General features: G+C 71.1%; 15 protein-coding genes and 2 tRNA genes. 11 read left to right on the top strand and 6 right to left on the bottom strand.

Annotated elements, in window-relative coordinates; translation table 11 throughout:
* The first annotated feature begins 505 nt into the window (after window positions 1–505).
* The 3 genes from AB0G84_RS14720 to AB0G84_RS14710 all read left to right on the top strand — a co-directional run bounded on the left by AB0G84_RS14720 (window position 506) and on the right by AB0G84_RS14710 (window position 3181).
* Window positions 506–1744: a cytochrome P450 gene (locus tag AB0G84_RS14720; RefSeq protein ID WP_361319856.1), complete on the top strand. Its 1239-nt coding sequence runs from the start codon at window positions 506–508 to the stop codon at window positions 1742–1744.
* A 356-nt stretch (window positions 1745–2100) separates the two neighbouring features.
* The gene (locus AB0G84_RS14715) at window positions 2101–2766 is read left to right on the top strand and encodes a DUF6313 family protein (RefSeq protein ID WP_361319853.1); all 666 of its coding nucleotides are present in this window, start codon (window positions 2101–2103) and stop codon (window positions 2764–2766) included.
* A 49-nt stretch (window positions 2767–2815) separates the two neighbouring features.
* The gene (locus tag AB0G84_RS14710; RefSeq protein ID WP_361319850.1) at window positions 2816–3181 is read left to right on the top strand and encodes a hypothetical protein; all 366 of its coding nucleotides are present in this window, start codon (window positions 2816–2818) and stop codon (window positions 3179–3181) included.
* A gap of 185 nt (window positions 3182–3366) precedes the next feature.
* On the opposite strand, the gene AB0G84_RS14705 is transcribed toward AB0G84_RS14710, so the two are convergent.
* Window positions 3367–4077, bottom strand: coding sequence for a response regulator (locus tag AB0G84_RS14705; RefSeq protein ID WP_361319847.1), 711 nt, complete (start codon window positions 4075–4077; stop codon window positions 3367–3369).
* Window positions 4074–8288 carry a HAMP domain-containing protein gene (locus AB0G84_RS14700; protein ID WP_361319977.1) on the bottom strand — a complete coding sequence of 1405 codons (4215 nt, stop codon included), beginning with the start codon at window positions 8286–8288 and terminating at the stop codon, window positions 4074–4076. Before AB0G84_RS14700 ends, AB0G84_RS14705 begins: the two co-directional genes overlap by 4 nt.
* 349 nt (window positions 8289–8637) lie before the next feature.
* Here AB0G84_RS14700 and AB0G84_RS14695 point away from each other — a divergent pair, with 349 nt between their 5' ends.
* The 3 genes from AB0G84_RS14695 (at window position 8638) to AB0G84_RS14685 (ending at window position 13292) form a co-directional block, all read left to right on the top strand.
* The gene (locus AB0G84_RS14695; protein ID WP_361319844.1) at window positions 8638–10446 is read left to right on the top strand and encodes a SpoIIE family protein phosphatase; all 1809 of its coding nucleotides are present in this window, start codon (window positions 8638–8640) and stop codon (window positions 10444–10446) included.
* A 180-nt stretch (window positions 10447–10626) separates the two neighbouring features.
* A complete protein-coding gene (locus tag AB0G84_RS14690; RefSeq protein ID WP_361319841.1) occupies window positions 10627–11298 on the top strand; it encodes a hypothetical protein in 672 nt (223 codons plus the stop codon).
* A gap of 341 nt (window positions 11299–11639) precedes the next feature.
* On the top strand, window positions 11640–13292 hold the full coding sequence (locus tag AB0G84_RS14685; protein ID WP_361319839.1) for a long-chain fatty acid--CoA ligase: 1653 nt from the start codon (window positions 11640–11642) through the stop codon (window positions 13290–13292).
* 120 nt (window positions 13293–13412) lie between these two features.
* Here the strand turns inward: AB0G84_RS14685 and AB0G84_RS14680 are convergent, their stop codons facing one another.
* Entirely contained in the window at window positions 13413–17474 is a 4062-nt protein-coding gene (locus AB0G84_RS14680; protein WP_361319836.1) for a PAS domain-containing protein, read from the bottom strand.
* Between the two features lie 191 nt (window positions 17475–17665).
* Entirely contained in the window at window positions 17666–18229 is a 564-nt protein-coding gene (locus AB0G84_RS14675) for an SSI family serine proteinase inhibitor (protein ID WP_361319833.1), read from the bottom strand.
* 247 nt (window positions 18230–18476) lie between these two features.
* Between AB0G84_RS14675 and AB0G84_RS14670 the strand changes: the two genes are divergently transcribed.
* Together AB0G84_RS14670 and AB0G84_RS14665 are read left to right on the top strand one after the other, a co-directional pair.
* Window positions 18477–18567 (top strand) — tRNA-Ser (locus AB0G84_RS14670).
* Window positions 18568–19374: 807 nt separating this feature from the next.
* Window positions 19375–19447 (top strand) — tRNA-Arg (locus AB0G84_RS14665).
* Between the two features lie 102 nt (window positions 19448–19549).
* Here the strand turns inward: AB0G84_RS14665 and AB0G84_RS14660 are convergent.
* Entirely contained in the window at window positions 19550–19894 is a 345-nt protein-coding gene (locus AB0G84_RS14660) for a tyrosine-type recombinase/integrase (RefSeq protein ID WP_361319830.1), read from the bottom strand.
* Between the two features lie 610 nt (window positions 19895–20504).
* Window positions 20505–21851, bottom strand: a complete 1347-nt coding sequence (locus AB0G84_RS14655) for a transcriptional regulator (RefSeq protein ID WP_361319827.1) — start codon at window positions 21849–21851, stop codon at window positions 20505–20507.
* A 183-nt stretch (window positions 21852–22034) separates the two neighbouring features.
* Between AB0G84_RS14655 and AB0G84_RS14650 the strand changes: the two genes are divergently transcribed.
* From AB0G84_RS14650 to AB0G84_RS14640, 3 genes are all read left to right on the top strand, one after another.
* On the top strand, window positions 22035–22514 hold the full coding sequence (locus AB0G84_RS14650) for an ATP-binding protein (protein ID WP_361319824.1): 480 nt from the start codon (window positions 22035–22037) through the stop codon (window positions 22512–22514).
* Between the two features lie 462 nt (window positions 22515–22976).
* Window positions 22977–24071, top strand: coding sequence for a radical SAM protein (locus tag AB0G84_RS14645; protein ID WP_361319821.1), 1095 nt, complete (start codon window positions 22977–22979; stop codon window positions 24069–24071).
* 22 nt (window positions 24072–24093) lie between these two features.
* The gene (locus AB0G84_RS14640; RefSeq protein ID WP_361319818.1) at window positions 24094–24639 is read left to right on the top strand and encodes a class IV adenylate cyclase; all 546 of its coding nucleotides are present in this window, start codon (window positions 24094–24096) and stop codon (window positions 24637–24639) included.
* Window positions 24640–24682 lie beyond the last annotated feature (43 nt).

Below are 24682 nucleotides of genomic sequence, written 5' to 3'. Positions count from 1 at the left end.
GCCCGCCACACGGGCACCCGCTGGCCGGCCAGCCACACGGGCACCCGCTGGCCGCCCCCCGTACCGGCAACCGTTGGCCGCCTCGCCGCATCGAAACCCGCTGGCCGGTGGCCCGGAGCACCGGCCAGCCGTCTCGGCCCGCCGCACCCCGTGCCCCCGTACGTCACGGTCCCTCGTACGCCGCCGTGCCGGCCCACCGGCCTGGCCGCTCGCCGCTCGCCCCACCGGCCTGGCTGCTTGCCGCTCGCCCCATCGGCCTGCCCGCTCGCCGCGTGGACCCCTCGGCCGTGCCCCGGACGGGGCGCGCCCCGAACCGCACGCCACGCCCTGCACGCCGCGCCCGGTACCTCGCTCCGTACGTCACTTCACACCGGAGGACACCATGCAGCACGAACCATCGACCCGCCCCGCTTCCAGGGAAACCCACTCCCCGCACGCCGACTCCCCGCACGCAGACTCCGTGCACACTGCCTCCCCGCAGGCTGACTGCCCGCACGCCGGCTCCGTGCGCACCGATTCCGGCCCTACCGATTCCGTGCACACCGATCCGGCCCCGACGACCCAACTGCCGAGCACCCGCGCCGCGGGCTGCCCCTTCGATCCGCCCCAGGGCCTGACGCGGCTCCGCGCGGAGCACCCGCTCAGCCGGCTGCGCTACCCCGACGGGCACCTGGGCTGGCTGGCCACCGGCCACCGCACCGTCCGCGCGATCCTGGCCGACTCCCGCTTCAGCTCACGCTACGAGCTGATGCACTACCCCTTCCCCAGCGGCCCCGAGGGCGGCCTGCCGCCGGCACCGGTCGGCGACATGACCGGTATCGACGCCCCCGAGCACACCCGCTACCGGCGGCTGCTCATGGGCAAGTTCACGGTCCGCCGGATGCGCCAACTCACCGCACGCGTCGAGCAGATCACCGCCGAGCACCTGGACGTCATGGAGCGCAACGGCCCTGGGGCCGACCTGGTGACGGCGTTCGCCCAGCCCGTCCCGGCGCTGATGATCTGCGAACTGCTGGGGGTGCCGTACGCCGACCGCGACACCTTCCACCGGCATGCCGCCACCCTGATGACCATGGGCGTGCCGCCCGCGGAACAGGCCGCCGCCTACCAGGCGCTGCAGGAGTACCTGCACGGGCTGGTCCTCGCCAAGCGCGCCGAACCCACCGACGACCTGCTCGGCGACCTGGCCCGGGACTCCGACCTCAGCGACGAGGAACTCAGCGGCCTCGGCACCTTCCTGCTCGTCGCCGGCCTCGACACCACCGCCAATATGCTCGCCCACGGGACCTTCGCCCTGCTGAGCAACCCCGCGCAGGCCGCCGCGCTGCGCAACGAACCGGACCTCGCCGACCGGGCCGTCGAAGAGCTGATGCGCTATCTGACCGTCGCCCACACCATGGTGCGGGTGGCGCTGGAGGACGTCGAAGTGGACGGCCGGCGCATCTCGTCCGGAGAGTCGGTCGTCCTCTCGGTCGAGGCCGCCAACCGCGACCCCGAGGCCTTCCCCGACCCCGACACCCTCGACCTCCACCGCAGGGCCACCGGCCATCTGGGCTTCGGCCACGGCATCCACCAGTGCCTCGGCCAGCAACTGGCCCGGGTGGAGATGCGGGTGGCCCTCCCCGCCCTCCTCACCCGCTTCCCTTCGCTGCGCCTGGCCGTGCCCCCGGCGGAAATACCCCTGCGCACCGACATGAACATCTACGGCGTGCACCGCCTCCCGGTCACCTGGGACCCGGCCTGACCGACCCGCCCCGCGTTCCTCGGGCCCGCGCCGCGCTCCCGGGGCCGCGCCGCGTTCCTCGGGCCCGCGCCGCGCTCCCGGGGCCGCGCCGCGCTCCCGGGGCCGCCCCGCGAGCCTCGGGCCGCCCCGCACCCCGCGCGTGCCTCGAGCCACATCGCACCCCGCCCCCGCCCCGCGCCAGATGCCTGCCCCGACCACGCCAGCACCACCCGCACCCCGCAGTGGATCGGCAACGACCGCCCGGAAAGCAGGAATTGGGCATGACGCAGGGTCCGGTTCCCTAGACTCGTCCGTGGTGCACAGGCGCGGTGACCGGGGCGGGGTCCGGTCGCCCGAGCGAGCCGACGGGGGCGCAGTTGAACAACCCGATCCCGATACCCCTGGACCTGGCGTTGCCGCCGACCCGCCCCCTGGGGAGGCTGCGCCGGCTGTGGCGCTCCCGGAAGGCCCTGGCCGGGCTGACGCAGTGGATCATCGACTGGGGGCTGCCGTTCGCCGCCGTGATCACCGTGCTGTACGTCTTCGCCGCGCGCGCGGCGAGCCCCAGCGAGGTGTACCGGACCTTCACCCTCATCGACGCGCCCCGGCACACCCTGCTGTGGCTGGCATCGGTGATCGGCTGGCTGGCCGTACCGGCGGTGCTCGGTGGGGTCGCCGGCCATGTGATCGCCACCCGGATCCAGAGCGTGAAGTCGATGGCGACCAGCACCCTGTTCCAGCGGCGCAGCTGGGGTGCCCGGCTCCGGCCGCCGTCCCGGATCCACTTCCTGGGCAGCTACTTCCACGGGACGCTGGCGGAGCAGGTCTTCGTCGACGCCTTCGTACGGATCGCTCACCGCAACGACTGGGTCAAGGCGCAGGACCACTGGGAAGTCATCATCAGGGACACCATGAGCACCCAGCAGTTCGCCAAGCTCGACCGGCACGAGTGCCTGCGCCAGGCGCAGGATGCCACGCTCATCCATATGCGCCCGGCGGCACTGGTCGGGCTGTGTGTGGTGTGTGTGGCCCGGAAGCCGTGAGGGCGCGGCGGGTGGGGTCGGGTAGCTCCGGGGGAGAGGACGGCGTGTGATGCAGGCCGAGAGCGCAGTGGAGATCGTCCGGGCCTCGCTGGCCCTGGCGTTCCCGACCGCCACCGACGAGGGGCTGACCCGGGCCGCGGAGCTGGTGCTGCGCTGGGGCTCCGAAGGGGTGGGGGTCCAGCTGGAGCCGGATCTGGCGGAGCGGATGCTGCTGGACCTGATGGCGGTCGCGGGCCAGGACCCGGCCGAGTTCGACGAGGCCCGGGCGCCGCGCACGGACCTCACCCATGTCCGCCCGGCGCTGAGCCGCGCCTGGAGCCGTACGAGCGAGACCCGCGACCGGCTGCCGTACATCCCCCGCCCACCGGAGCGCCCGGGCCGAGGCCGCTTCCGGGGCGGACGGGGCCGCGGCTAGGCCCGGGCCAGCACCTGCCCGTCCCGGGCCAGTACCTACCCGCCCCGATTCCCCGGGCCAGCGCCCGTCTGTCCCGGCCAGCACCCACCCATCCCGGTTCCCCGGGCCAGCACCCACCCATCCCGGTTCCCCGGGCCAGCACCTGCCCGCCCCGTTTCCGCCCCCGTTCCCCGGCCCGGCGCCTACTACCCGCCCCGGCTCGTCATCAGCCGCCCCACGGACCGTTCCAGTTCGGCGACCCGGTCGGCGAGGTTCGACTGGTCGGTGCCCCGAGCGTCGCGCAACAGCAGTTCCAGTTCGGCGAGTTGGGCGGTGATGTCGGTCAGGCGCCTCTCCTCGCCGGGCCCGGCCTCTGGGGTGCCCGAAGCGACGGTCGCCGGTTCCTCGCCCTCCTGGGCCCCCCGGGGCCCCCCGGGGGCGGTGCCCGCCGGCTCCCCGCCGGGCCGGTTCTCCGAGGTGAGCAGTCGTTTCAACTGATCGGCCTGGGCGGCCAGTTGCTGGTTCTTGCGGTGCAGTTCCAGGAAGACGTTCACCTTGGTGCGCAGCAGCCAGGGGTCGAACGGCTTGATGAGGAAGTCGGCGGCGCCGACCGTGTAGCCGCGGTAGGCGTAGTTGGGATCGACCGAGGCGCCCGTCAGCAGGATGATCGGCACGTCCTTCGTCTGGTCCAGGCCCTTGATGTTGGCCGCGGTCTCGAACCCGTTCATGCCCGGCATGAGGACGTCGATGAGCACCACGGCGAACTCCTCGCGGAGCATGGCCTTGAGGGCTTCCTCGCCGGACCGGGCGCGCACCACACGGTGGGAGAGCGAGCCGAGGACGGCTTCCAGGGCGACGAGGTTCTCCTCCATGTCGTCGACGATGAGGATGCCGGCGGTGTCCGATGCGGTGGTCATCGCTGCTGCCCTCCCGTTCCCTGGTCGTCGGGGCCGGTGCCCGCCCCGGCGCCCGAACCGGCCTCCTCGGAGAGGTCGGGCTGTGGATACGGAGTGGAGTCTTCGGGGTCCAGCAGGCGGCAGATCACCGACAGCAGGCGATCCACGTCCACCGGCTTGGGGATGTAGTCGCTGACCCCGCTCTCGATGGCCTTCTCGCGGTCGCCCGGCATGGCCTTGGCGGTGAGGGCGATCACCGGCAGGTCCGCGAACCGGGGGGTCTGACGGATCGCCTTGATCATCTCGTATCCGTCCATCTCGGGCATCATGATGTCCATCAGCACCAGGGACACGTCCGGTGTCCGGTCGAGGACCTCCAGGCCCTCGCGGCCGTTCTCGGCGTACTTCACGCGGATGCCGATCCGTCCGAGCACATGCGTGAGCGCGAAGACATTGCGGATGTCGTCGTCGACGATCAGGATCCGGCGGTCGGCCAGCACCTGCCCGGGGCGTCCGCTGAGCCAGTCCTTGAGCCGGGTGGTCTCGGGCCAGGTGACGTCGCCGCCGTCGGCGGAGCGGGACCCGCTGCGCGGCGCCGACTCCTCGTCCTCCTCGCTGCTGAAGACATCGCCGCTGATCGCGCCCCGGTCGGCCGCGGCGGTGTGCGCGGCGGGCCGGGTGGAGAGCTGTTCGGCGAGGATCGGACGGGGGGCCGTGGCCGCGGGGGTGGGCTGGGCGGTGCCATCCGAGGGGCGGCCCGGCGCGGCGGGGCTGGGCGACGGGAGCGGGGCGGTGTAGCGGGCGGGCACGTACAGCGTGAACGTCGAGCCGACGTCGGGCTCGCTCTCGGCGGTGATCCGGCCGCCGAGCAGCGCCGCCATGTCCCGGCTGATCGACAGGCCCAGGCCGGTGCCGCCGTACTTGCGGTTGGTGGTGCCGTCGGACTGCTGGAACGCCTCGAAGATGCCGTCGAGCTTCTCGGGCGGGATGCCGATGCCGGTGTCCTTCACGGAGAGCGCGATGACATCGTCGGCGGTGCGCAGCGAATCCTCCTCGAAGTGGCCGCCCGGGACCCGCTGGACGATGAGCTCCACCCCGCCCGTGGAGGTGAACTTGACCGCGTTGGAGAGCAGGTTGCGCAGGATCTGCTGGAGGCGCTGCTCGTCGGAGTAGAGCTCCTTGGGGACGTCGTCGCCGACCTTGATGTCGAAGGTGAGGCCGCGGTCGACGGTGAGTGGCTTGAACGTCGCCCGGACGTAGTCGAGGAGCTTGATGAGCGGGAGCGGCTTGGGGTGCACGTCCATCCGGCCGGCCTCGATCTTCGACAGGTCGAGGATGTCGTTGATCAGCTGGAGGAGGTCGGAGCCGGCGCGGTGGATGGTGACGGCGAACTCCACCTCCTGTGGGGAGAGCCGGCCGTCGGGGTTGTCGGCGAGCAGTCGGGAGAGCACCAGCAGGGAGTTGAGCGGGGTGCGCAGCTCGTGCGACATGTTCGCCAGGAACTCCGACTTGTACTGGGAGGAGGTGGCCAGCAGTGCGGCCTTCTCCTCCAGCTCGGCGTTGGTCAGCTGCAGCTCGTCGGAGCGCTGGCGCAGCTCGGCGGTCAGCCGCTGGGACTCCGACAGCAGGGCCTCGGTACGGGAGTTGGCGATGATGGTGTTGATGGAGACACCGATGGTGTTCACGAACTGGTCGATGAAGGCGAGGTGGACGTCGCTGAAGCGGCTGACGGAGGCCAGCTCGATGACGCCCAGCACCTGGTCCTCGAAGAGGATCGGGTAGATGACGATGCTGGCGGGGGCGGCGGCGCCGAGCCCGGAGCTGATGGTGATGTAGTCGGGCGGCACGGCGTCGACCACGATCCGCTTCTTCTCCATCGCGGCCTGGGTGATCAGCCCCCAGCCGGGGGTGCCCAGCCGTAGCCGCGGCAGCGAGCGGCGGCCCTCCGGCTGCCCGGTGCCGTAGCCGGCGATCAGCTCCAGGCCCTCGCCCGGCTCGGCGCCCGCCTCAGCCAGGAAGAAGGCGCCGAACTGCGCGTTCACCAGCGGGGTCAGCTCGCGCAGGATCAGGTCGGCGACCTCGACCAGGTCGCGGTGGCCCTGCATCAGGCTGGCGATACGGGCCAGGTTGGACTCCAGCCAGTCCTTGGCCCGGGTGGTCTCGCGGAGGTTGGCGACCATCAGGTTGACGTTGTTCTTCAGGGCCGCGACCTCGCCCTGTGCGTCCACCGTGATCGAGCCGGACATATCGCCCTGGGTGACCGCGCTGGCCACCTCGGCGATCGCGCGGACCTGCGTCGTCAGGTTCAGCGCCAGCTCGTTGACGCTGGTGGTCAGCCGCTTCCAGGTGCCGTAGACGCCCTCGACCCGGGCCTGGCCGCCCAGCTGGCCCTCGCTGCCGACCTCGCGGGCGACGCGGGTCACCTCGGAGGAGAAGGAGGAGAGGGTGTCGACCATCGTGTTGATGGTCGTCTTCAGTTCGAGGATCTCGCCGCGGGCGTCGACGTCGATCTTCTTCGACAGGTCGCCCTTGGCGACCGCGGTGGCGACCTGGGCGATGTTGCGGACCTGCGAGGTCAGGTTGTCGGCCATGAAGTTGACGTTGTCGGTGAGGTTCTTCCAGACGCCCGATACGCCGTGGACCTGGGCCCGGCCGCCGAGCCGGCCCTCGGTGCCGACCTCGCGGGCGACCCGGGTGACCTCGTCGGCGAACGCCCGCAGCTGTTGGACCATGGTGTTGACGGTTTCCTTGAGCTCCAGGATCTCGCCGCGGGCGTCGACGTCGATCTTCTTCGACAGGTCGCCGTTGGCCACCGCGGTGGTCACCTGGGCGATGTTGCGGACCTGCGAGGTCAGGTTCAGCGCCATCGAGTTGACGTTGTCGGTGAGGTCCTTCCAGACCCCGGAGACGCCTCTGACCTGGGCCTGGCCGCCGAGGTTGCCCTCGGTGCCGACCTCGCGGGCGACCCGGGTGACCTCGTCGGCGAAGGCGGAGAGTTGGTCGACCATGGTGTTGATGGTCGACTTCAGCTCCAGGATCTCGCCCTTCGCCTCGACGGTGATCTTCTTGCCGAGGTCGCCCTCGGCGACCGCGGTGGCGACCAGGGCGATGTTGCGGACCTGGGACGTCAGGTTGTCGGCCATGAAGTTGACGCTCTCGGTGAGGTCCTTCCAGACCCCGGAGACGTCCCTGACCTGGGCCCGGCCGCCGAGCCGCCCCTCGGTGCCGACCTCGCGGGCGACGCGGGTGACCTCGTCGGCGAACGCGGAGAGTTGGTCGACCATGGTGTTGATGGTCGACTTCAGCTCCAGGATCTCCCCTCGGGCGTCCACGGTGATCTTCTGGCTCAGGTCGCCGTTGGCCACCGCGGTGGTCACCTGGGCGATGTTGCGGACCTGCCAGGTCAGGTTGGACGCCATGAAGTTGACGTTGTCGGTGAGGTCCTTCCAGACCCCGGAGACGCCCCTGACCTGCGCCCGGCCGCCCAGCTGCCCCTCGGTGCCGACCTCGCGGGCCACCCGGGTGACCTCGTCGGCGAACGCCCGCAGCTGGTCGACCATCTTGTTGACGGTCATCTTCAGCTCCAGCAGCTCCCCGGTCGCCTCGACCGTCACCTGCTGGGTCAGGTCGCCGGTCGCCACCGCCGTGGTCACCACGGCGATGTCCCGGACCTGCGCGGTCAGCCGCGACGCCATGGTGTTGACCGCCTCGGTCACATGCAGCCAGTCGCCCGAGAGCCCCTGGACCTTGGCCCGGCCGCCGAGCCGGCCCTCGGTGCCGACCTCGCGGGCGACCCGGGTGACCTCGCCGGTGAACAGCGACAGCTGGTCGACCATGCGGTTCACCCCGTTGCCCAGCCGGCGCAGATCGCCGCGGAGCTCACGGCTGCCGTCGTGCAGATCGACGTGCTGGGTCAGATCGCCGCCGGCCACCGCGTCCAGCACCCGGGTGGCCTTGGCGAGCGGGACGACCAGCGCCTCCAGGACGGTGTTGGCCGCGTCGATGTTCGTGGTCCAGGTGCCCTGGCCGGGGCTCGCGGAGATCCGTTCGTCCAGCCGGCCCTGGCGGATGATCTCGCCGCGGACGCGCTGGAGCTCGGAGGCGAGATGGGCGTTGCGCGCCACGACCTGGTTGAAGGCGCTGACCATGTCGGCCAGCACCCCGTCCGCCCCGCTGCCGTCCGGTGAGACCACCGCGCTGGTGGTGAAGTCGCCGTCACGCAGGGCGTTCATCGCGGCGAGCAGCGGCCGGAGCTCGCTGGTCCGGACCCACTGGTCACCGCCGGCGGGCTGCGGCGGGGGAGTCCCCGGCGGCACGGGAGTCCCCAGCGTCGCGGGCGGGTCGGTGGTCCCGGCCGGCTCCGATGCCCCCGGGGTGGGGGGCGACGGGGCAGGCTCGGGCCGGTTCGGATCGAGAGCCATGGCGCACCATCCCCCCAGTGATCGTGACGGAGAGGCCTATGTCAGGAAAGTGATCAACTTGGCTGGATATGACATAGTATAAAGCGCCCGTAACGAGATTTTCCCGGCATCTTCAGGGGGCGCAGTGGTACCGCTGTCCTCCCCGTACGCGACCGAATCCGTGTCCCGAAAGGGCCTGCCCGCCAATCAGCTCGCAGCCTCCGGGGCGCGCAAATTCGTGCGCGCACTGCTCACCGAACGCGCGGCGGCCCCGCCCGCCACGGCCGGCCCCGGGGTGGCGGCGATCAGCTCAGAGCTCATCCACACCGCGGTGCTGCTCACCAGCGAGCTGGTCACCAACGCCGTGATGTACGCGGGCACCGACATCGACGTGACCTGCCGGATCGAGCACGGTCCGCCCCCCGGCTCCGAGGCGGGCGAGGACCGGGCCACGGTCGGAGTGGTGGTGGAGGTCTCCGACCGGCACCCCTCCCGGGGCGTACGCGGTGGAGTGGACGCCCGTACCGGCGAGCCAGGCTACGGCCTCCAGCTGGTGAGCGCGCTGGCGGAGTCCTGGGGTGTCACCTACCGGCCGGCGGTCAAGACGGTCTGGTTCCGCCTGGAGGGCACCGAGGGCCGGCCCCGCCCCGCCACCCCCGAGCGCCGGTCCGAACCGCCGGTCCGCATGGCCCACCCGGTGACCGGCGGCGGCCGGGTGCTCGGGCACGCCGCCGAATGGGCCGACCGCGGCGGCCCCTCCTTCCTCGCCGAGACCAGCGAACTGCTGGCCGGGCAGCTCGACCAGGACATGGTCACCGCGCTCGCCGCCCAGCTGCTGGTCCCCCGGCTCGCCGACTGGTGCGCGATCTGGCTGACCTGCGAGGGCGGCGGGATGCAGCTCTCCCGCGTCTGGCACGTCGACGAGCGGCGGATCACCCCGCTCCGCGCCGACCTGGAGCGCGACCCGCCCACCGACATGGTCCGCACCGCCGGCACCCCCTGGCCCTGGCCGGAGACCGCCGGCGCCACCCCTGGGGGCGGTTCCGCGCTCGCCTTCCCCCTGGTCACCCGGGACACCGACCTGGGCATCCTGCTGCTCGGCCGGGCCGGTCAGCTCCGGATGACCGACACCGTGGTGCGGATGGTCGAGGACGTGGCCCGCCGGGTCGCACAGGCCGTCCTCACCGCCCGCCAGTACACCCGGCAGACCAGCATCAGCCTGGCCCTCCAGCGCCGTCAGCTGCCCGCCTCGCTGGCCAGCATCGTCGGTGTGGACACCGCGATCGTCTACGAGCCGCACGGCGAGGGCCAGACCGTGGGCGGCGACTTCTACGACGTCTTCCCGATGGGCGACCGCCGGTGGTGCTTCCTGCTCGGCGACGTCCAGGGCAAGGACCCCGAGGCGATGTCGGTGACCGGTCTGGCCCGGCACCTCGTACGGCTGCTGGCCCGCGAGGGCCACGGGGTGGAATCGGTCCTGGGCCGGCTGAACCTGGCGATGGCCGAGGAGAGCGCGGAGGCCCTGGAGCTCGGTGGCGAGCAGGCCGGCTCCCGCTTCCTGAGCCTGCTCTACGGTGAGCTGGAGGTCGACCCGGGCGTCCCCGGGGCCCGCTGCACGGTCGCCAGCGCCGGCCACCCCCCACCGCTGCACCTGTTCGTCGACGGCACCGTCGAGCCGGCCGCCGATCCCCAGATGCTGCTCGGCATCGACGAGGGCACCGAGTACCACGCCAGCACCTTCGCCCTGGCCCCCGGCGAGACGCTGCTGTGCGTGACCGACGGGGTCACCGAACGGCGCTGCGGCAACTGGCAGTTGGACGACAACGACGGTCTGATCGGGGTCCTCAAGGACGGCATGGGCCTGGGCGCCAAGGCGCTCGCCGAGCACGTACGGCGCGCGGCGCACGACTTCGGCACCGGCCCGGTCGAGGACGACCTGTCGGTACTGGTCCTCCAGGCGGTGGCACCGACCGTCGACCCGAAGCTGTGAGCCGCGGGCGGTCCGCGGTCAGGCCCCGCCGCCCCGGCCGGCCCGCAGCGGTCCACCGCCGGCTCCGCGGGGCGTTCGACGTGCTCTCAGCGACGCGAAGGCGCAGGCTGGATACGTGGCCTTGTCGGCCCTTGTTTTGCTGACATGGGATGCATTTCATCAAGCGGGTGAATGAAGCCTATGACGGGAAAAGACATACTCGTGGCCGTCGTTCCACTCGTGGCGCCCTTGCTGACGGCTGCAATGGGCGCCCTTGGCATCCTTGCAAAAGATCGCCGCAGGGAAAAGAGTCTCGATCACCAACTTCGGCGTCAAGTGGAAATAGGTCAGGCGGAGGTGAAATTCATTCACGCGTGGATACAGGCCCGTCAGCTGTTGGGTCCGTTGGGGATGGATTCCCGAGTGGCCCAAGAGTGGTTGGACAGATGCTATGAGTCGGTTGAGGATGCGCAGAGAAAGGTGTTGCTGTCACCCCCGAAGCGGATCGGTGTCCTGCGTCGGCTGCTCCTGCTTCGGCGACTTCACGGAGCGGGTGCCCAGATATGGCGGATCGCTTTTTGGCTCCTGTTCCTGTGGTGCAATGTCTATGTGGTCGTGGGTGCGGCCAACATCGTGACCTGGGCCCAAGGGAAACCTGGTGCGGGAGACACGGTTTTGGGTTGCGCGGTCTTCGCATTCATCCTGGCGGCGTTTGCGGGAGCCGCGCGAATTTTCTCGGTCTACGGCGACAGTGAAGCCCAAAAGCCAGTCGCGATGCCGCCGCACCGACCTTCCCATGAGGGCCACGGCTGGCCTTCCCGTAATGGCCTGGCGCCGCACTGGCCGCCACGCACGCCGCACGACGGCCCCTGACAAACGGCCTGCGGGACGCCCCCTGACCAGCGGTCTCCGGTCGGGGGGACATGGGGAGGGTCCGGACATGGCCGCGGATCCACGCGGTACGCAGCGTTGACGTACGCGGATTCGGGCACACGGTCGCCGGGCCGCCGGGTCGTCATACGCCGTGTCGCCCTCGTGCATCACGGTCCCGGGGCCGAGAATCACGAGATCCGCATACGCCCCGGGTGGGGAACCGGACGCGTGGCCGACATCGAAAAGGGTGGCGCTACCGCCGGGTAGTGACATACCGCATGGTATGTGCGCAGAATCGTCCCACCGGTCGCGATGCGGCGACGGCACCCTCGGGAGGTTCTGTGTACAGCACCATGCAAGATGTACCCCTGCTGATCAGCCGGATTCTTGAGCACGGGCGCACGGTTCACGGACAGTCGACCGTGACGACGTGGACCGGCGAGCCGGAACCCCATCGCCGCACCTTCGCCGAGATCGGCAACCGCGCCGCCCAACTCGCCCACGCCCTGCGCGACGAGCTGTCAGTGTCCGCCGAGGAGCGGGTCGGGACACTCATGTGGAACAACGCCGAGCACATGGAGGCCTACCTCGCGATCCCCTCCCTGGGCGCGGTGCTGCACACCCTCAACCTGCGGCTGCCCGCCGAGCAGTTGGTGTGGATCGTCAACCACGCCGAGGACCGGGTCGTCCTGGTCAACGGCAGCCTGCTGCCCCTGCTGGCTCCGCTGCTGCCGCAGCTGCCGAAGGTCGAGCACATCGTGGTCGCCGGCCCCGGGGACACCTCCGTCCTCCAGGGCGCGCGGGCCCGGGTGCACGACTACGAGGAGCTGATCTCCGGCCGGCCGGAGAGCTACGACTGGCCGGAGATCGACGAGCGGGAGGCCGCGACCCTCTGTTACACCTCCGGCACCACCGGAGAGCCCAAGGGCGTCCTGTACAGCCACCGTTCGCTCTACCTGCACTCGCTGCAGGTGAACACCGCCGAGGCGTTCGCGCTCAGCTCGCGGGACATCACCCTCCCCGTCGTGCCGATGTTCCACGTGAACGCCTGGGGCCTGCCGCACGCCGCCTTCATGTCCGGCGCCTCCGTGCTGATGCCGGACCGCTTCCTCCAGCCCGGCCCGCTCGCCGAGATGATCGAGACCGTACGGCCCACCATCGGCGCCGCCGTCCCCACCATCTGGCAGGGCCTGCTCGCCGAACTCGACGCCGGGCAGCGTGATGTTGCCTGTCTGCAGACGGTCGTCATCGGCGGCTCGGCCTGTCCGCCGTCCCTGATGCGCGGGTTCGAGGAGCGGCACGGCATCCGTGTGGTGCACGCCTGGGGCATGACCGAGACCTCCCCGCTGGGCTCCGTCGCCCACCCGCCGGCCGGGGCGAGCGGCGAGGACGAGTGGGCCTACCGCGCCACCCAGGGCCGCTTCCCCGCCTCCGTCGAAGCCCGGTTGATCGGCCCGGACGGCGAGCGGCTGCCGCACGACGGGCGGGCGGCCGGCGAGCTGGAGGTCCGTGGCCCCTGGATCGCGGGCGCCTACTACGGCGGTGCCCAGGGCGAACCGCTGTGCCCCGACGACAAGTTCAGCCCCGACGGCTGGCTGCGCACCGGGGACGTCGGCACCATCACCCCCGACGGCTACCTGACCCTGACCGACCGCGCCAAGGACGTCATCAAGTCCGGTGGGGAGTGGATCTCCTCCGTCGAGTTGGAGAACCACCTGATGGCCCACCCCCACGTCGCCGAGGCCGCGGTGGTCGCCGTGCCGGACGACAAGTGGGGCGAGCGGCCGCTGGCCACGGTGGTGCTCCGCGAGGGCGCCACCATTGGCTACGAGGAGCTGAAGGCGTTCCTCGGTGAGCGGATCGCGCGCTGGCAGCTGCCGGAGCGGTGGGCGGTGATCCCGGCGGTGCCCAAGACCAGCGTGGGCAAGTTCGACAAGAAGGTGCTGCGCAAGCAGTACGCGGCCGGGGAGTTGGATGTGACCCTGCTGGCCTGAGCCGGCAGCGGCGGGGCCGGGCGGGCAGCACACGCCCACCCGGCCCCGCCCCAGTCCTCGAACGCCCCGGTCCCGCCGGTCCTCGAACGCCTCGGCGCCGCCGCGCCCGGCGCCCTCGGCTCAGTTCGTACCGATCTTGGCGAGCAGATCGACGATCCGGGCCTGCACCTCGGCGCTCGTCGAGCGCTCCGCGAGGAAGAGCACCGTCTCGCCGGACGCCAGCAGCGGCAGCTGCGCCGGGTCCATGTCGGCGGAGGTGTAGACGACCAGCGGGGTGCGGTCCAGCAGCCCGTTGGCGCGCAGCCAGTCGACGATCCCGGCCCGCCGCCGGCGCACCTGCATCAGGTCCATCACGACGAGATTCGGCCGCATCTGCGACGCCAGGGTGACCGCGTCGGCGTCCGTGCCGGCCCGTGCGACCTGCATCCCCCGCCGCTCCAGCGAGGTGACCAGGGCGCCGGCGATGGCGTCCTGCTGCTCGATCAGCAGGACCCGCGGCGGATGGTTCTCGCTGTCGCGCGGGGCCAGCGCCTTGAGCAGCACCGCGGGGTCGGCGCCGTACGCCGCCTCCCGGGTGGCCTGCCCCAGGCCGGCGGTCACCAGCACCGGCACCTCGGCCGCCCCCGCCGCCTGGCGCAGCGACTGCAGTGCGGTACGGGTGATCGGCCCGGTCAGCGGGTCGACGAAGAGCGCCGCGGGGTACGCCGCGATCTGCGCGTCGACCTCCTCCCGGGAGTTGACGATCACCGGGCGGTAGCCGCGGTCGCTGAGCGCCTGCTGGGTGGCGGCGTCCGGCGCCGGCCAGACCAGCAGCCGACGCGGGTTGTCCAGCGGCTCCGGCGGCAACTCATCATCCATCGGCATCGGCTGACGGTTCATCACCTCTACCGCGCCGTTCGGCCCGTCCAGCGGCTCCGGCCCCTCGCTGCCGTCGTCGGGCGCCGAGATCGCAAAGGCCCGGCCCTCGCTCGCGTCCATCAGATGCGGCTGCTGCCGGTCCGCCGGCTGGGGCCGGTCCGGCTGGCCGGCCGGTGCGGCGCCGGGGTGCGGGCGCGCCTCGGCCGGCGTGGCCCCGGCGGCCGGCCGCTCGCCCTCCTGCGGAGGCGTGGCGAGCTTACGGCGACGGCCCGAACCGGCGGACGTACCACCGGGCGGGGTGCTGCCGGGGGGCGCCGGCGGACGCTGCGGATCGACGATCTGCTGGGCGAACGGCACGCCCTGGCCGAGCGTGCGCACGCTGAACCCCCGGCCCGCGGCGTTCGCGTCGTCGTCGGCCGCGGGCGGCAGCGGCTGACGCTGGGGGGTGGCCTGAACGGGTACGGCGGGCTGCCCCGCCGCCTCTTCGGCCGGGCTGGGGCGCCCACGCCGCCGGCCGGTGGGCGCGGGGGCCTCGGGCGCCTGCGCACCCGGCGCCGGGGGCGCCTCCGGGCCCACCGGGGCGATGGCGGGCGCCGGCCCGGACCCCGTCCCTGTGCTGCCGGACGGAACGCCGGGCTCGGCCGGCTGGGCCACCAGGCCCTCCGGCCCCGCGACGAAGGTGCCGGAGGACTCGGCGTCGGCCATCGCGGCCGCCGCGCGCTCCTCGGCCGCGGCCCGTCGGGCCCGCCGCCGCCCGGTCGGCTCGGCGTCCCAACCGGCCTGCGCCTCGGCGGAGTCGGCCGCCGCCTCCGGGCCGCCGGCCACCGGGCGCCGGGCTCGCCGGCGTCCCGTGCCGGCACCGTCCTGGGGGGCGTCCGCCTGCGCGGGCACCTGGTCGCCGGCCGCGGGCAGCGCCGGCAGCGACGACTCCGCGGGCTGCGGGGCCCGGTCCGCCGCGGCCGGCGGCAGCGCAAAGGCCGTCCGCGCACCGGCCGGCTGCTGGCCACCGCGTGACTGCTGGGCACCGGCCGCCGCCGGCGCCGGGGTCCGCTCGCCCTGCGCGGTGCGCTCGGGCGCCTCGGCCAGTGCCCGGCGCGCCCGTCGTCCGGCTGGCTGCACGGGCCCCAGGCCCTGCGGCTGCCCCGGAGCGGACTGCCCCGGAACCTGCGGACGGGCCTGAACGGGAGTCGCCGAGGCGGCGGCCGGGGTCTGCTCCGGCGCCCCGCCCCCAGCGCCCGCAGCGGGCGCCTGGGCCTCGGCTGCCGGGGCGCCGGCCTGCGGGCCGGACGTCTGCTGCGGGCCGGCGGGCAGCGCACGCGGCCCGCCCTCCTCCGGGGCGCCCTGCCGAGCCCGTCGCCGGCCGGCCGCCGGGACCGGCTCGGCCGCCGCCATGCCCGCCGGCAGCCCCGTCCCGTCCGTGCCCGGCCCGCCGTCACCGGCCTCGCCCTGCGCGGCATCAGCCGGCGCACCGTGCGGCACACCGGCACCGTCCGTACCGCCGCCCGCCGGGCCGTTGTCCATGGTCGGTGCCGCGCCCGAGTGCCGGGCGCGCCGGCGGCCGGTGGGCTGCGCGCCCGCCTGGGCCGGCAGCGTCACACCGCCCTCCGTACCGTCACCGAGGGACGCACCGGCCCCGTCGGTACCGCCGTCGCCGGGCCCGTGGCCCTCCTCGCCCTTGTCCCCGGTCGGCCGGGGACCGCCCGCGGTGCCCTGGGTGCCCCGTGCACGGGCGGTCGGCACCGGCATCACGGTCGTCTCGTTGCCGGTCGGCTGCTCCGCGCTCTCCGCGGGCGCACCGTCCATCCCCACCGGCAGCTCCAGCACGTACGCGCTGCCGCCCGCGCCGGGACCGCCGCCGGGCGCCCCCGGCACCTCGTGGGTCTGCATCAGCCCGCCGTGCCGCCGCACGATCCCGCGGACGATCGGCTCGTGGACCGGGTCGCCACCGCCGAACGGCCCGCGCACCTCGATCCGTACGACATCGCCGCGCTTGGCCGCCGCCACCACGATCGTGGAGTCCCCGGGGATCGGTCCGCGCCCGCCCGCGCCCGACACGCTCTGGCCCGCCGGCATCCGGCCCGTGGAGTCCACGCCCGCGACGTCCGCGATCAGGTGCGACAGCGCCTGCGCGATCCGCTCCGCGTCCACCACTGCCTCTATCGGCGGCGCGTGCACCGCGAACTGCGCCCGCCCCGGCCCGATCAGCTCAATCGCGCCCTCGACGCCCGCCGCGACGACGCCGTCCAGCGACACCTTCTTGCGGTTGAGCTTCTCCGTGCCGGAGTCCAGCCGCTGGTAGCTCAGGACGTTGTCCACCAGCGTCGTCATCCGGGCGTGGCCGGCCGCGAGGTGGTGCAGGATCTGGTTCGCCTCGGGCCACAGCTGGCCGGCCGGGTCGGAGGCGAGCGTGCCCAGCTCGCCCTTCAGCTCCTCCAGCGGCCCGCGCAGCGCCTGCTCCAGCACGGCCAGCAACTGCGCGTGCCGCGCCACCAGCGCGTCCAGGGGGCGCCGGTCGGTGAAGGTCATCACCGCACCGACGAGCTGATCGCCGTCCCGCACCGGCGCCGTGGTCAGGTCGACCGCCACCGAGCGCCCGTCCTTGGCCCACAACACCTGACCGCGCACCCGGTGCTTGCGCCCGGACTTGAGCGTGTCGGCCAGCGGAGTGTCCTCCCACGGCAGCGTCGCGCCGTCCGCCCGTGAGTGGTGGATCAGCGGATGCAGCTCCTTGCCGCCCAGCTCACTGGCCCGGTAGCCGAGGATCTGCGCCGCGGACGGATTGACCAGGACGACCTTGCCCTCGGCGTCCACCCCGACCACGCCCTCGGCCGCGGCCCGCAGGATCATCTCGGTCTGCCGCTGCTGGCGGGCCAGCTCGGTCTCGGTGTCCAGCGTCCCGGTCAGATCGCGGACCACCAGCATCAGCAGCTCGTCGCCCGTATAGCCGTTGCGGTGATCGGCGTACGCGGCCTCGAAGGCGGACTCGTACGGGGTGCGCCCGTCCTCCAGGTTGGCGCTGGTCACCTCGACCAGCAGCTCGGTGCCGTCGGTGCGCCGCGCGACCATCCGCGTCGGCTTGGTCCGCCCCTCGACCTCCTCGTCCCGGCGCCGCATGGAGCCCGGGATCCGCTTGGAGTCGAACGACGGCAGCAGATCGAGAAGCCCGCGCCCGACCAGCGCGGTACCCGGCGCCTCGAACGTCTCCAGGGCGATGGTGTTGGCGTTGACGACCGTGCCGTTGCAGTTCACCAGCAGCAGCGCGTCGGGAAGAGCGTCGAGTATGGCTGCGAGGCGAGCAGCGCCTCGGGATGGCCTGCTGCTCACGAGACGCTTCCTCCCTTTTACCGCACCGTGCCGACCCACCGCGGCGGATCGCTGGGAGGGAGTCTACGGCCACTTGCCCGCCGCGCGGAGGCGGATGACGAGGAGGTAATGCCGCGGTCCGGTGCGACTCGCCGCACGCCCGACATGTGCCCTGCATCCTGACCTGGGCCGCTACTACGGCATGAAAGGGGTCAGGAAGTGGTCACGGGGAGCAGGGGTTCGAAGCGGCCCCAGCGGTTGATCTCACACCCGTTGGTGCGCCGGAAGTCCGCGTTGACGGGGCGTCCCGCCCAGGTCCCGGTCACATGTGCGGTCGCCGGGCCGCCGTACATCATCGTGCACTGCGCGTTCTGCGGCACCGGCGCGAACGGGTCCCTGCCCCACCTGGTCATCGAGTCCAGCTTCTTGCAGGCGGCCTGGGCGTCGTGGTGGGTGCTGCCGTGGTGCGGGTGGCAGAACAACTCGAAGGTCCCGTCGGTGCGCTCCGACCCGGAGTCGCGGACGGTGACGGTGAGGTGGTCGTGCGGGGCCCGGGCCAGGGGCGCGGGACCGGAGAGCCCGGCGTCCCCGAGGTCCCGCCCGGACACGCGACGGCCGTCGGGGCCGTGGTGGCCCGCCCCGGTGATGCCGTCCTCGGAGCGGTGGTGCGGCAGCGGGATCGGGGCGGCGGAGGCGGCGGACGCCCCCAGGGTCAGGACGGCGGTGGCGGCGGTGGCGGCCGCGGCGAAGAGTGACGAGGACCGGCGGTACGACATCACAGGCTCCAGAGAGGCGAGAGCGAGGCGCGTACGCGATACGTACGCGCCGGGGGCGCACGACATCCGTGTCATTACGGCCCCACTCCTCTTAACGCGCCGCCGCCCCCGACGTTGCGCTGCAGGAACGTCTTTGCCGGGTGGCCCGCGCGCCGGGTACCGTAGGGGGCGATTGGTGACAGCCCTTGTGGCTGTGCCATCATCTGGACACAACACAGCGTGCGTACGCGCACGAGGTGAGGTGTATGGAGGCGTCGCCTAGTCCGGTCTATGGCGCCGCACTGCTAATGCGGTTTGGGGCTTACCCCCCATCGAGGGTTCAAATCCCTCCGCCTCCGCTCCTCTTTCTCAGGCCCCGGTCACTCCGACCGGGGCCTGAGTGATTTCCCGCTGAGTGTTTCCCTGAGCGATTCCCCCCGAGACGATTCCCGGAACCAACACCTTCACAGCGCTCCACGCCCCTCACCACGCCCCCCGCCACGCCCCACACCGCTCACCCCTCCCGGGATGCCTCGCCATCCCCGGATCGCTCACCCCGCCCTCACCCCACCCTGGCCCCACGACTCACTCAGGCCCCACGACTCACCCACGGCTCACGTCTCATTCCGCCACTCGCCCGACGAAGGGTTCCGCACCTCACGAGCCGGCCGGCCCGAGCCCCACCGAGCCCAGCGGCCCCGCCCGGCGATCGGTTCTGCACCTCACGAGCCGGCTGCCGCGAGCCACGCTGCGCCGCGAGCCGTGCTGACCCAGCCGCCTCTCCCGGCGACCGATTCTGCGCCCCACCCCGTGCCCCGCAGCCCGACGCACTTCCCCGCCGCCCGCTGCCCGCTCCCCGGCTTCTGCTGATCGCCCGGCCGAGCGCAACGCCCCGCGACGGGGACCCGGAAACGCCCCCGGAAGTGGCCCCGGTCACACCCGCCCCCGAATCGGGTCTCCCCGTCCGCCCCGAAGAGGGCTCCAGCCACCCGAACTTCACCCGGATCGCCGATCCACCCCCACGCCCCGGCGCGCCCCGCTCGACCCCCATAACCGCATTTCCGCAGGTCAGAGGGGCTACGGCCAATGGATTTCGCGTGACGGCGCAGGTCATGTAATGTTGTTCCCGCAACGCCGACCGGCAAGAAAAACCGCCGGAAAGCCAAGCGCTCGTAGCTTAACGGATAGAGCATCTGACTACGGATCAGAAGGTTGCAGGTTCGAATCCTGCCGAGCGCACAGCAGGCCAGAGGCCCTGTCGAGTGATCGACAGGGTCTCTGGCTTTTGTGTTGACGGAGGTGTTTGAAGGCAACCGCCGTGCAGGGCTGATGCGAGCGCGGTCAGACGGCTACGAGGGCGCCAGCCGTGCCGTCTTCGTCGTCCGGCGGGTTGCCGTCACCCCTCAGCGCGTCCCCGACGCGATCGAATGCAGAGCGCTGGGAGTCGAGCCGCACGAAGGTGTAGATGTCCATGGTCACGCGGATCGAGCTGTGGCCCAGGACCTCCATGATCATGCGGGCATCAGCGCCCTGTTCGTGGAGCAGGGACGCGCACGTGTGACGCAGGTCATGGAAGCGGGCCTTACGGACCCCGGCACGGCCACACAGCGCCTCGAAGGAGAAATCACACCCGAGCAGCACACGGCGAATCTTCAAGAGCTCCAGGAGGCGATCGACCGCGCCCACAATCGCCGGTTGTGGTGATCAGCTCGCATGGCGCCACGAGCCACGGCCAAGGTAGGCAACAGCCGAACTGTTCAGAGTTTCTTTACTGGATCAAGGCGGCCCGCTCCGCGGGCCGCGCGCGCTGGGCGGCCGAAGGCCGCCGACGCTCCTGTCTACCGCCCCGCTCTCGGCAGCCCCTGGCAACTCAGCGCGCAAGGACAGCAAGCGTGCCGACAGAGCCCAGGAAGCAACCCGACCAGCCCGACCAGCACCATCGGGCCGACACCATGGCAGCGCCCCACACAGCCACCACAACCAGGCGCACACGACCCCCAGCCAGGCCACGCCGAATTCGCGGTGACACCTCGCAGTTCGCGGGCCAATCCAAACAGGGCAGCGTGGCCCAGGCCGGAGGGGGCGCGGGTGACACACGTGGCAGGTGCTCCCCACTGCGCGGGAGCGTCGTAGCTGACTTTCTGTGGCTGAGGCCCAGGACCGCACCCGCTCCTACCTCCGGCTTCTGCCGCCCGGTTAGGAGCCAGGCATGAGAAGGCCCCGCTCGTTTGCTGCGAGAGAGCAGACGGGCGGGGCGAACTGACAGGCGCAAGTCAACGGCGGCGCCAAGCGACGGCTACGCAGCCAGAGCGGCGATTCGCTCCGAGACCTCCCGGACCTTCGGCTCATTCTTGACGGGCCGAAAGGCGCGACGGACATCTTGCAGGCGTTCCACGCCACGACGCGAGTGGATGCCGTCTTCGATGAGATCGGCGGCCTTGTACGTGGCGTCGAGCGCACCGTCCAGGTCACCGGACTTCTGATAGGCCAGAGCCAAGGTGCCGTAACGGACCGCCTTGTCGCGTGGCGCAGCCTCGGTGACCGAGCGTTCCAGCGCCTCGGTGGCCCTTTCTGCCTGCCCCGTGGTGAGGAGGAAGCGCCCCTCCGTGGACCGGAGCTGCGCCTCACCGAACCAGGCCAAGTAGGAAGGAGTGTCCGAGGCATCGACTCGACCTAGGGCATCGAACGCGCGGTTGAGCGCCGCTGCTGCCTTCCGCTTGTCGCCGGCCTTGTTGTAGACGGTGGTCTGGTGGGCAGCGAGCGAGGCCCGCATGATGGCAGGCACCCGGCCCCGGATGGCTTCTGCGGTATCCATCAACCCGACAGCAGCGAGCTGTTCTTGGTGATTGGCCGCCTGGGTGGCCATGAAGCACAGAGTGTGCGCCCCGAGGGTGTCGTCACCCGCAGTCTTGGCCGAACGGAGAGCCACGGCATAGTGCTGCTGGGCGGCACTGTGGAGGCTGGCGTCGTAGCTCATCCAGCCCAGGAGGCAACACACCTCGGCGGCTAGCGCGTAGAGCTGTTTCGCCGTCTCCTCTGTGTACCGGCCGTTCTCCAACATGCGCATGATCAGCCGGAGATCTGTCCGGGCGGACTCCAGGAATTCACCGCCGCCCGTCACCTGCTCCATGCTGCGCAGAGACTCCACTCTGCCGCGCATGTGATCCACGGTGGCAGAGGTGACCCTGTCACCTGACGCAGCTGCGGCGATGGCTGGATCGGCCGTCGCCCACTGGGCACCGATACCCACGAGTGCCATGCCACCGATACCGAGAAATGCCCTCCGGTCCATAGGTCCACTCCCAGCAAGTGAGGTCAGGGACTTCAGCGTAGCCTCCTGCGTCCAAGGCGCAGCAAGGTCGAAGGTGTTGTCCCCCGCAAGCAACCAGCGCGGCCATGGCTCCGACAAGCGCACGGCGTCAGAGATTCGAAGCACCCGCCCGATAACCATCTGGGTGATGTCGTCAGGCGCATGGTCGCCGCGTTCCCACTTGAAGACCGTCGAACGGGTGGTCCCCAGGTTGTACCCCAGACCCCGCCCCTCAAGGCGGATCAACTGGGCGAACTTGGTCTTGCCCAGGCCGGCCTCGACCCGCGCGTAGGACAGGGGGTGGTGTAACAACTCCGCCGGATACCCGGTCATCAGGTCCTCCCATCGGCCCGCATGCACACTCAACATAGCGCTGCCGATGCTTGCTGGGTCCAGGTACGGAGAGCCCTGAAACCCTCTGAAACCTTATGAGTTGAGGGACCGCGGGTGGATGTTCTTGTCCTGTCCGGAGTTCCCGGGCAGTGACGGACAAGGCATGCGGAGGTGCGATCCACCATGCCCACACGACTTTCCTCACCGCCGTCCTACGGGTTTCGCGTGACGCCTGCCACCAGGTCAGTTGGCGACGCCCGGCGGCGGATCGCAGAACGTGTCTGTCGCTGGCGCACGGGAATCACCGCTGTCCAGGCCGACGACCTCTTGCTGTTGAGCAGTGAGGTGATCACCAACGCCGTGACCCATACGGGCGTGACCTGTGTGGTGTGCGTGCAGTGGACCGGCGCGGAAGTGAGGGTCGAAGTGACCGACCCCGATCCGCAGCTCCTGCATGTCGTCAGCACCGTACCGGCATCGGAAAGCGGCAGAGGCTTGTGGCTCGTCTCCGCCTTGGCAACTGCTTGGGGAACGAAGCAGGGCCCGGCGGGAAAAGTGGTCTGGTTCGAAATCGCGGTCGGTGGTTCGCCGACCGAGGCGAGACCTGTGGCCGCGGTCGCGGATACCGACGGGCCATGCGCTCAGGCCACTCGACCGCGATGAGCCGACGCATAAACGAATGTGCTGCACGCCCGGCCGCGGACTGCCGGAAGCTCACCTTAGCCACGCACGAGAAGGAAGGATCTGATGTGAAAGTGCTGTCATCCGCCGGGAGGCACACCGGCGCGCGAGCCACATCCCGTCGCGGCGATGTGGTCACCCGGTGTCTGGAATGGACGTGGGCACTGGGGACAGTCACCGCGATGATTTTGCTCCTCCAGCTCGTCCACAACGACCTCGACAGGCATCCGGGGGCGTGGGCCTCGGCCGCTCGAACCTTGCCCGACGAAGCCGCCCTCCAGAGCTGAATTCGCTCACGTCGCCTGAACGGTCTGGCCCAGGAGGCTTCCCGCCACGCGCAGGGGCTGCGTCACAACTCGCAGGGCCTGCCGGCACTCAAGCTCGCAGCGGCAGGACACCGAATCCCTTCACTCTCGCCCTCCGACGACGAAGGAGCAGAGATACGTGATCGATCACCCCGCTTTAAGGAACATCAGCCATGCCGTGCCTGTCCGTGTCACGGTGGACCGGACCCTCCGCGTCAAGGTCATCGACGCCTGTGGCATGACCTGCACCTTCTGCCACAACGAAGGAACGCCGGTTAGCGCGGACAACCACGAGGACCACGTGGGAGAGTTCGGGGCAGCAGGCCGCTCCGGCCGGGTCTCGATCTACCTCGCCACCAACGGTGCTCGTTTCACCACCGCACCTGTATTCCCCGATGACACGTTTCACGCGGCGCTCACACAGCTCCGCGACGTGCTGGACTTCGACGAGGTCCACCTGACCGGCGGAGAACCGACGCTCCACCCCCGCCTACCTCAGATCGTGGACGTGTCCCGATCGGCTGGCTACAAGGTCAGCGTCACATCGAACGGGGAGAACGGCGGGCGCGTCCTCCCTGGCTGCGCCACAGCCGGCCTGGACCACGTGAACTTCTCCATCTTCGGAACCACTGCCGAAGAACTGGCCCAGGTGCAGAACACCCGCTACCGCTCGCACTCCCTGGCAGGACGCAAGATCGATGCGCTGGAGAGATCAATCAGCCTGTCGCTCGACCTGGGACTTGGCGCTCGGGCGAACGTCGTCATTCCGAACCGACGCCACCTCCGTCGCGTGCACCGGCTCCTAGAGAAGTACTCACCCCAGCTCTCGGTCCGCGTCCTGTCCTCCCTCGCCGACGGGGAGGAGTCGCTGCAAGCCATCGATCTCCTCCTGGAGGAACTGCAAGCTCGGCCGACCGAGGTGAGGCTGATCGCAGGCACGTCAGGCTTCCGGGTCGGCTACCAACTCCCGGACGGGCGCACGCTTTTCGTGAAGCACATACGATCGCTGCGGCTGCCGGAGACGTGCGTCGGCTGTCGGTTCAACAACAACACTGATTGCCACGAGGGCTACTACGGCGTTCGGCTCTACCGTGACCCGCGCGGAACGTTCCACGTTGGCGTATGTATCCAGCGCATGGACCTGTGCCTGCCGCTCGAAGAGTTCGTCACCAGCACCGTGTGCAGCGAGATCAGGAAGCTGCGCGAGCAGGACTATCACGACCTCACTGCGTAGCCCCCGCGACCAGAGGAGAGAGATGGCACAGCACGAGTACGAGGCCAAGTTCCTGGAGATCGACGTGGACGCCCTGCGCGACCACCTGAAGGTCGCCGGCGCAGAGCAGGTCTTCCCCAAGACCCTGTTCACCCGCCTGATCTTCGAGAACGACACCGTTCAAGGCGAGCAGTGGCTGCGGCTGCGCGATGAGGGAGGCAAGACCACCCTGACGTTGAAGCAGGTCACCGACGCCAGCCACATCAACGGCACCACGGAAATCGAGGTCGAGGTCAGCGACCTGGAGAAGACCGCAGAACTCCTCAAGGCCCTCGGGCTGCGCCAGGTGCGCTACCAGCAGAACTACCGGGAGGAGTGGCAGCTCGACGGCGTCACCTACGACTTCGACACGTGGCCCGGCCTGCCGACCTTCATGGAAATCGAGGGTTCCTCGGAGCAGGCGGTGCGCGCAGCGGCGGCTGAACTTGGCTTCGATTACGGCGAAGCCCGCTTCGGCAGCATCGACCTGATCTACAAGAGCGAACTGAACAGGGACATCCTCGCCGAGGACACCCTCCTGTTCGTGTGAGCTTCCCGCCCATCTGCGCCCCCAACGGTTTGACTGCTGGGGG

The organism is Streptomyces sp. NPDC020742 (assembly GCF_040641675.1).
Lineage (GTDB): Bacteria > Actinomycetota > Actinomycetes > Streptomycetales > Streptomycetaceae > Streptomyces.
This window is presented reverse-complemented; position numbering and strand designations above follow the sequence as displayed.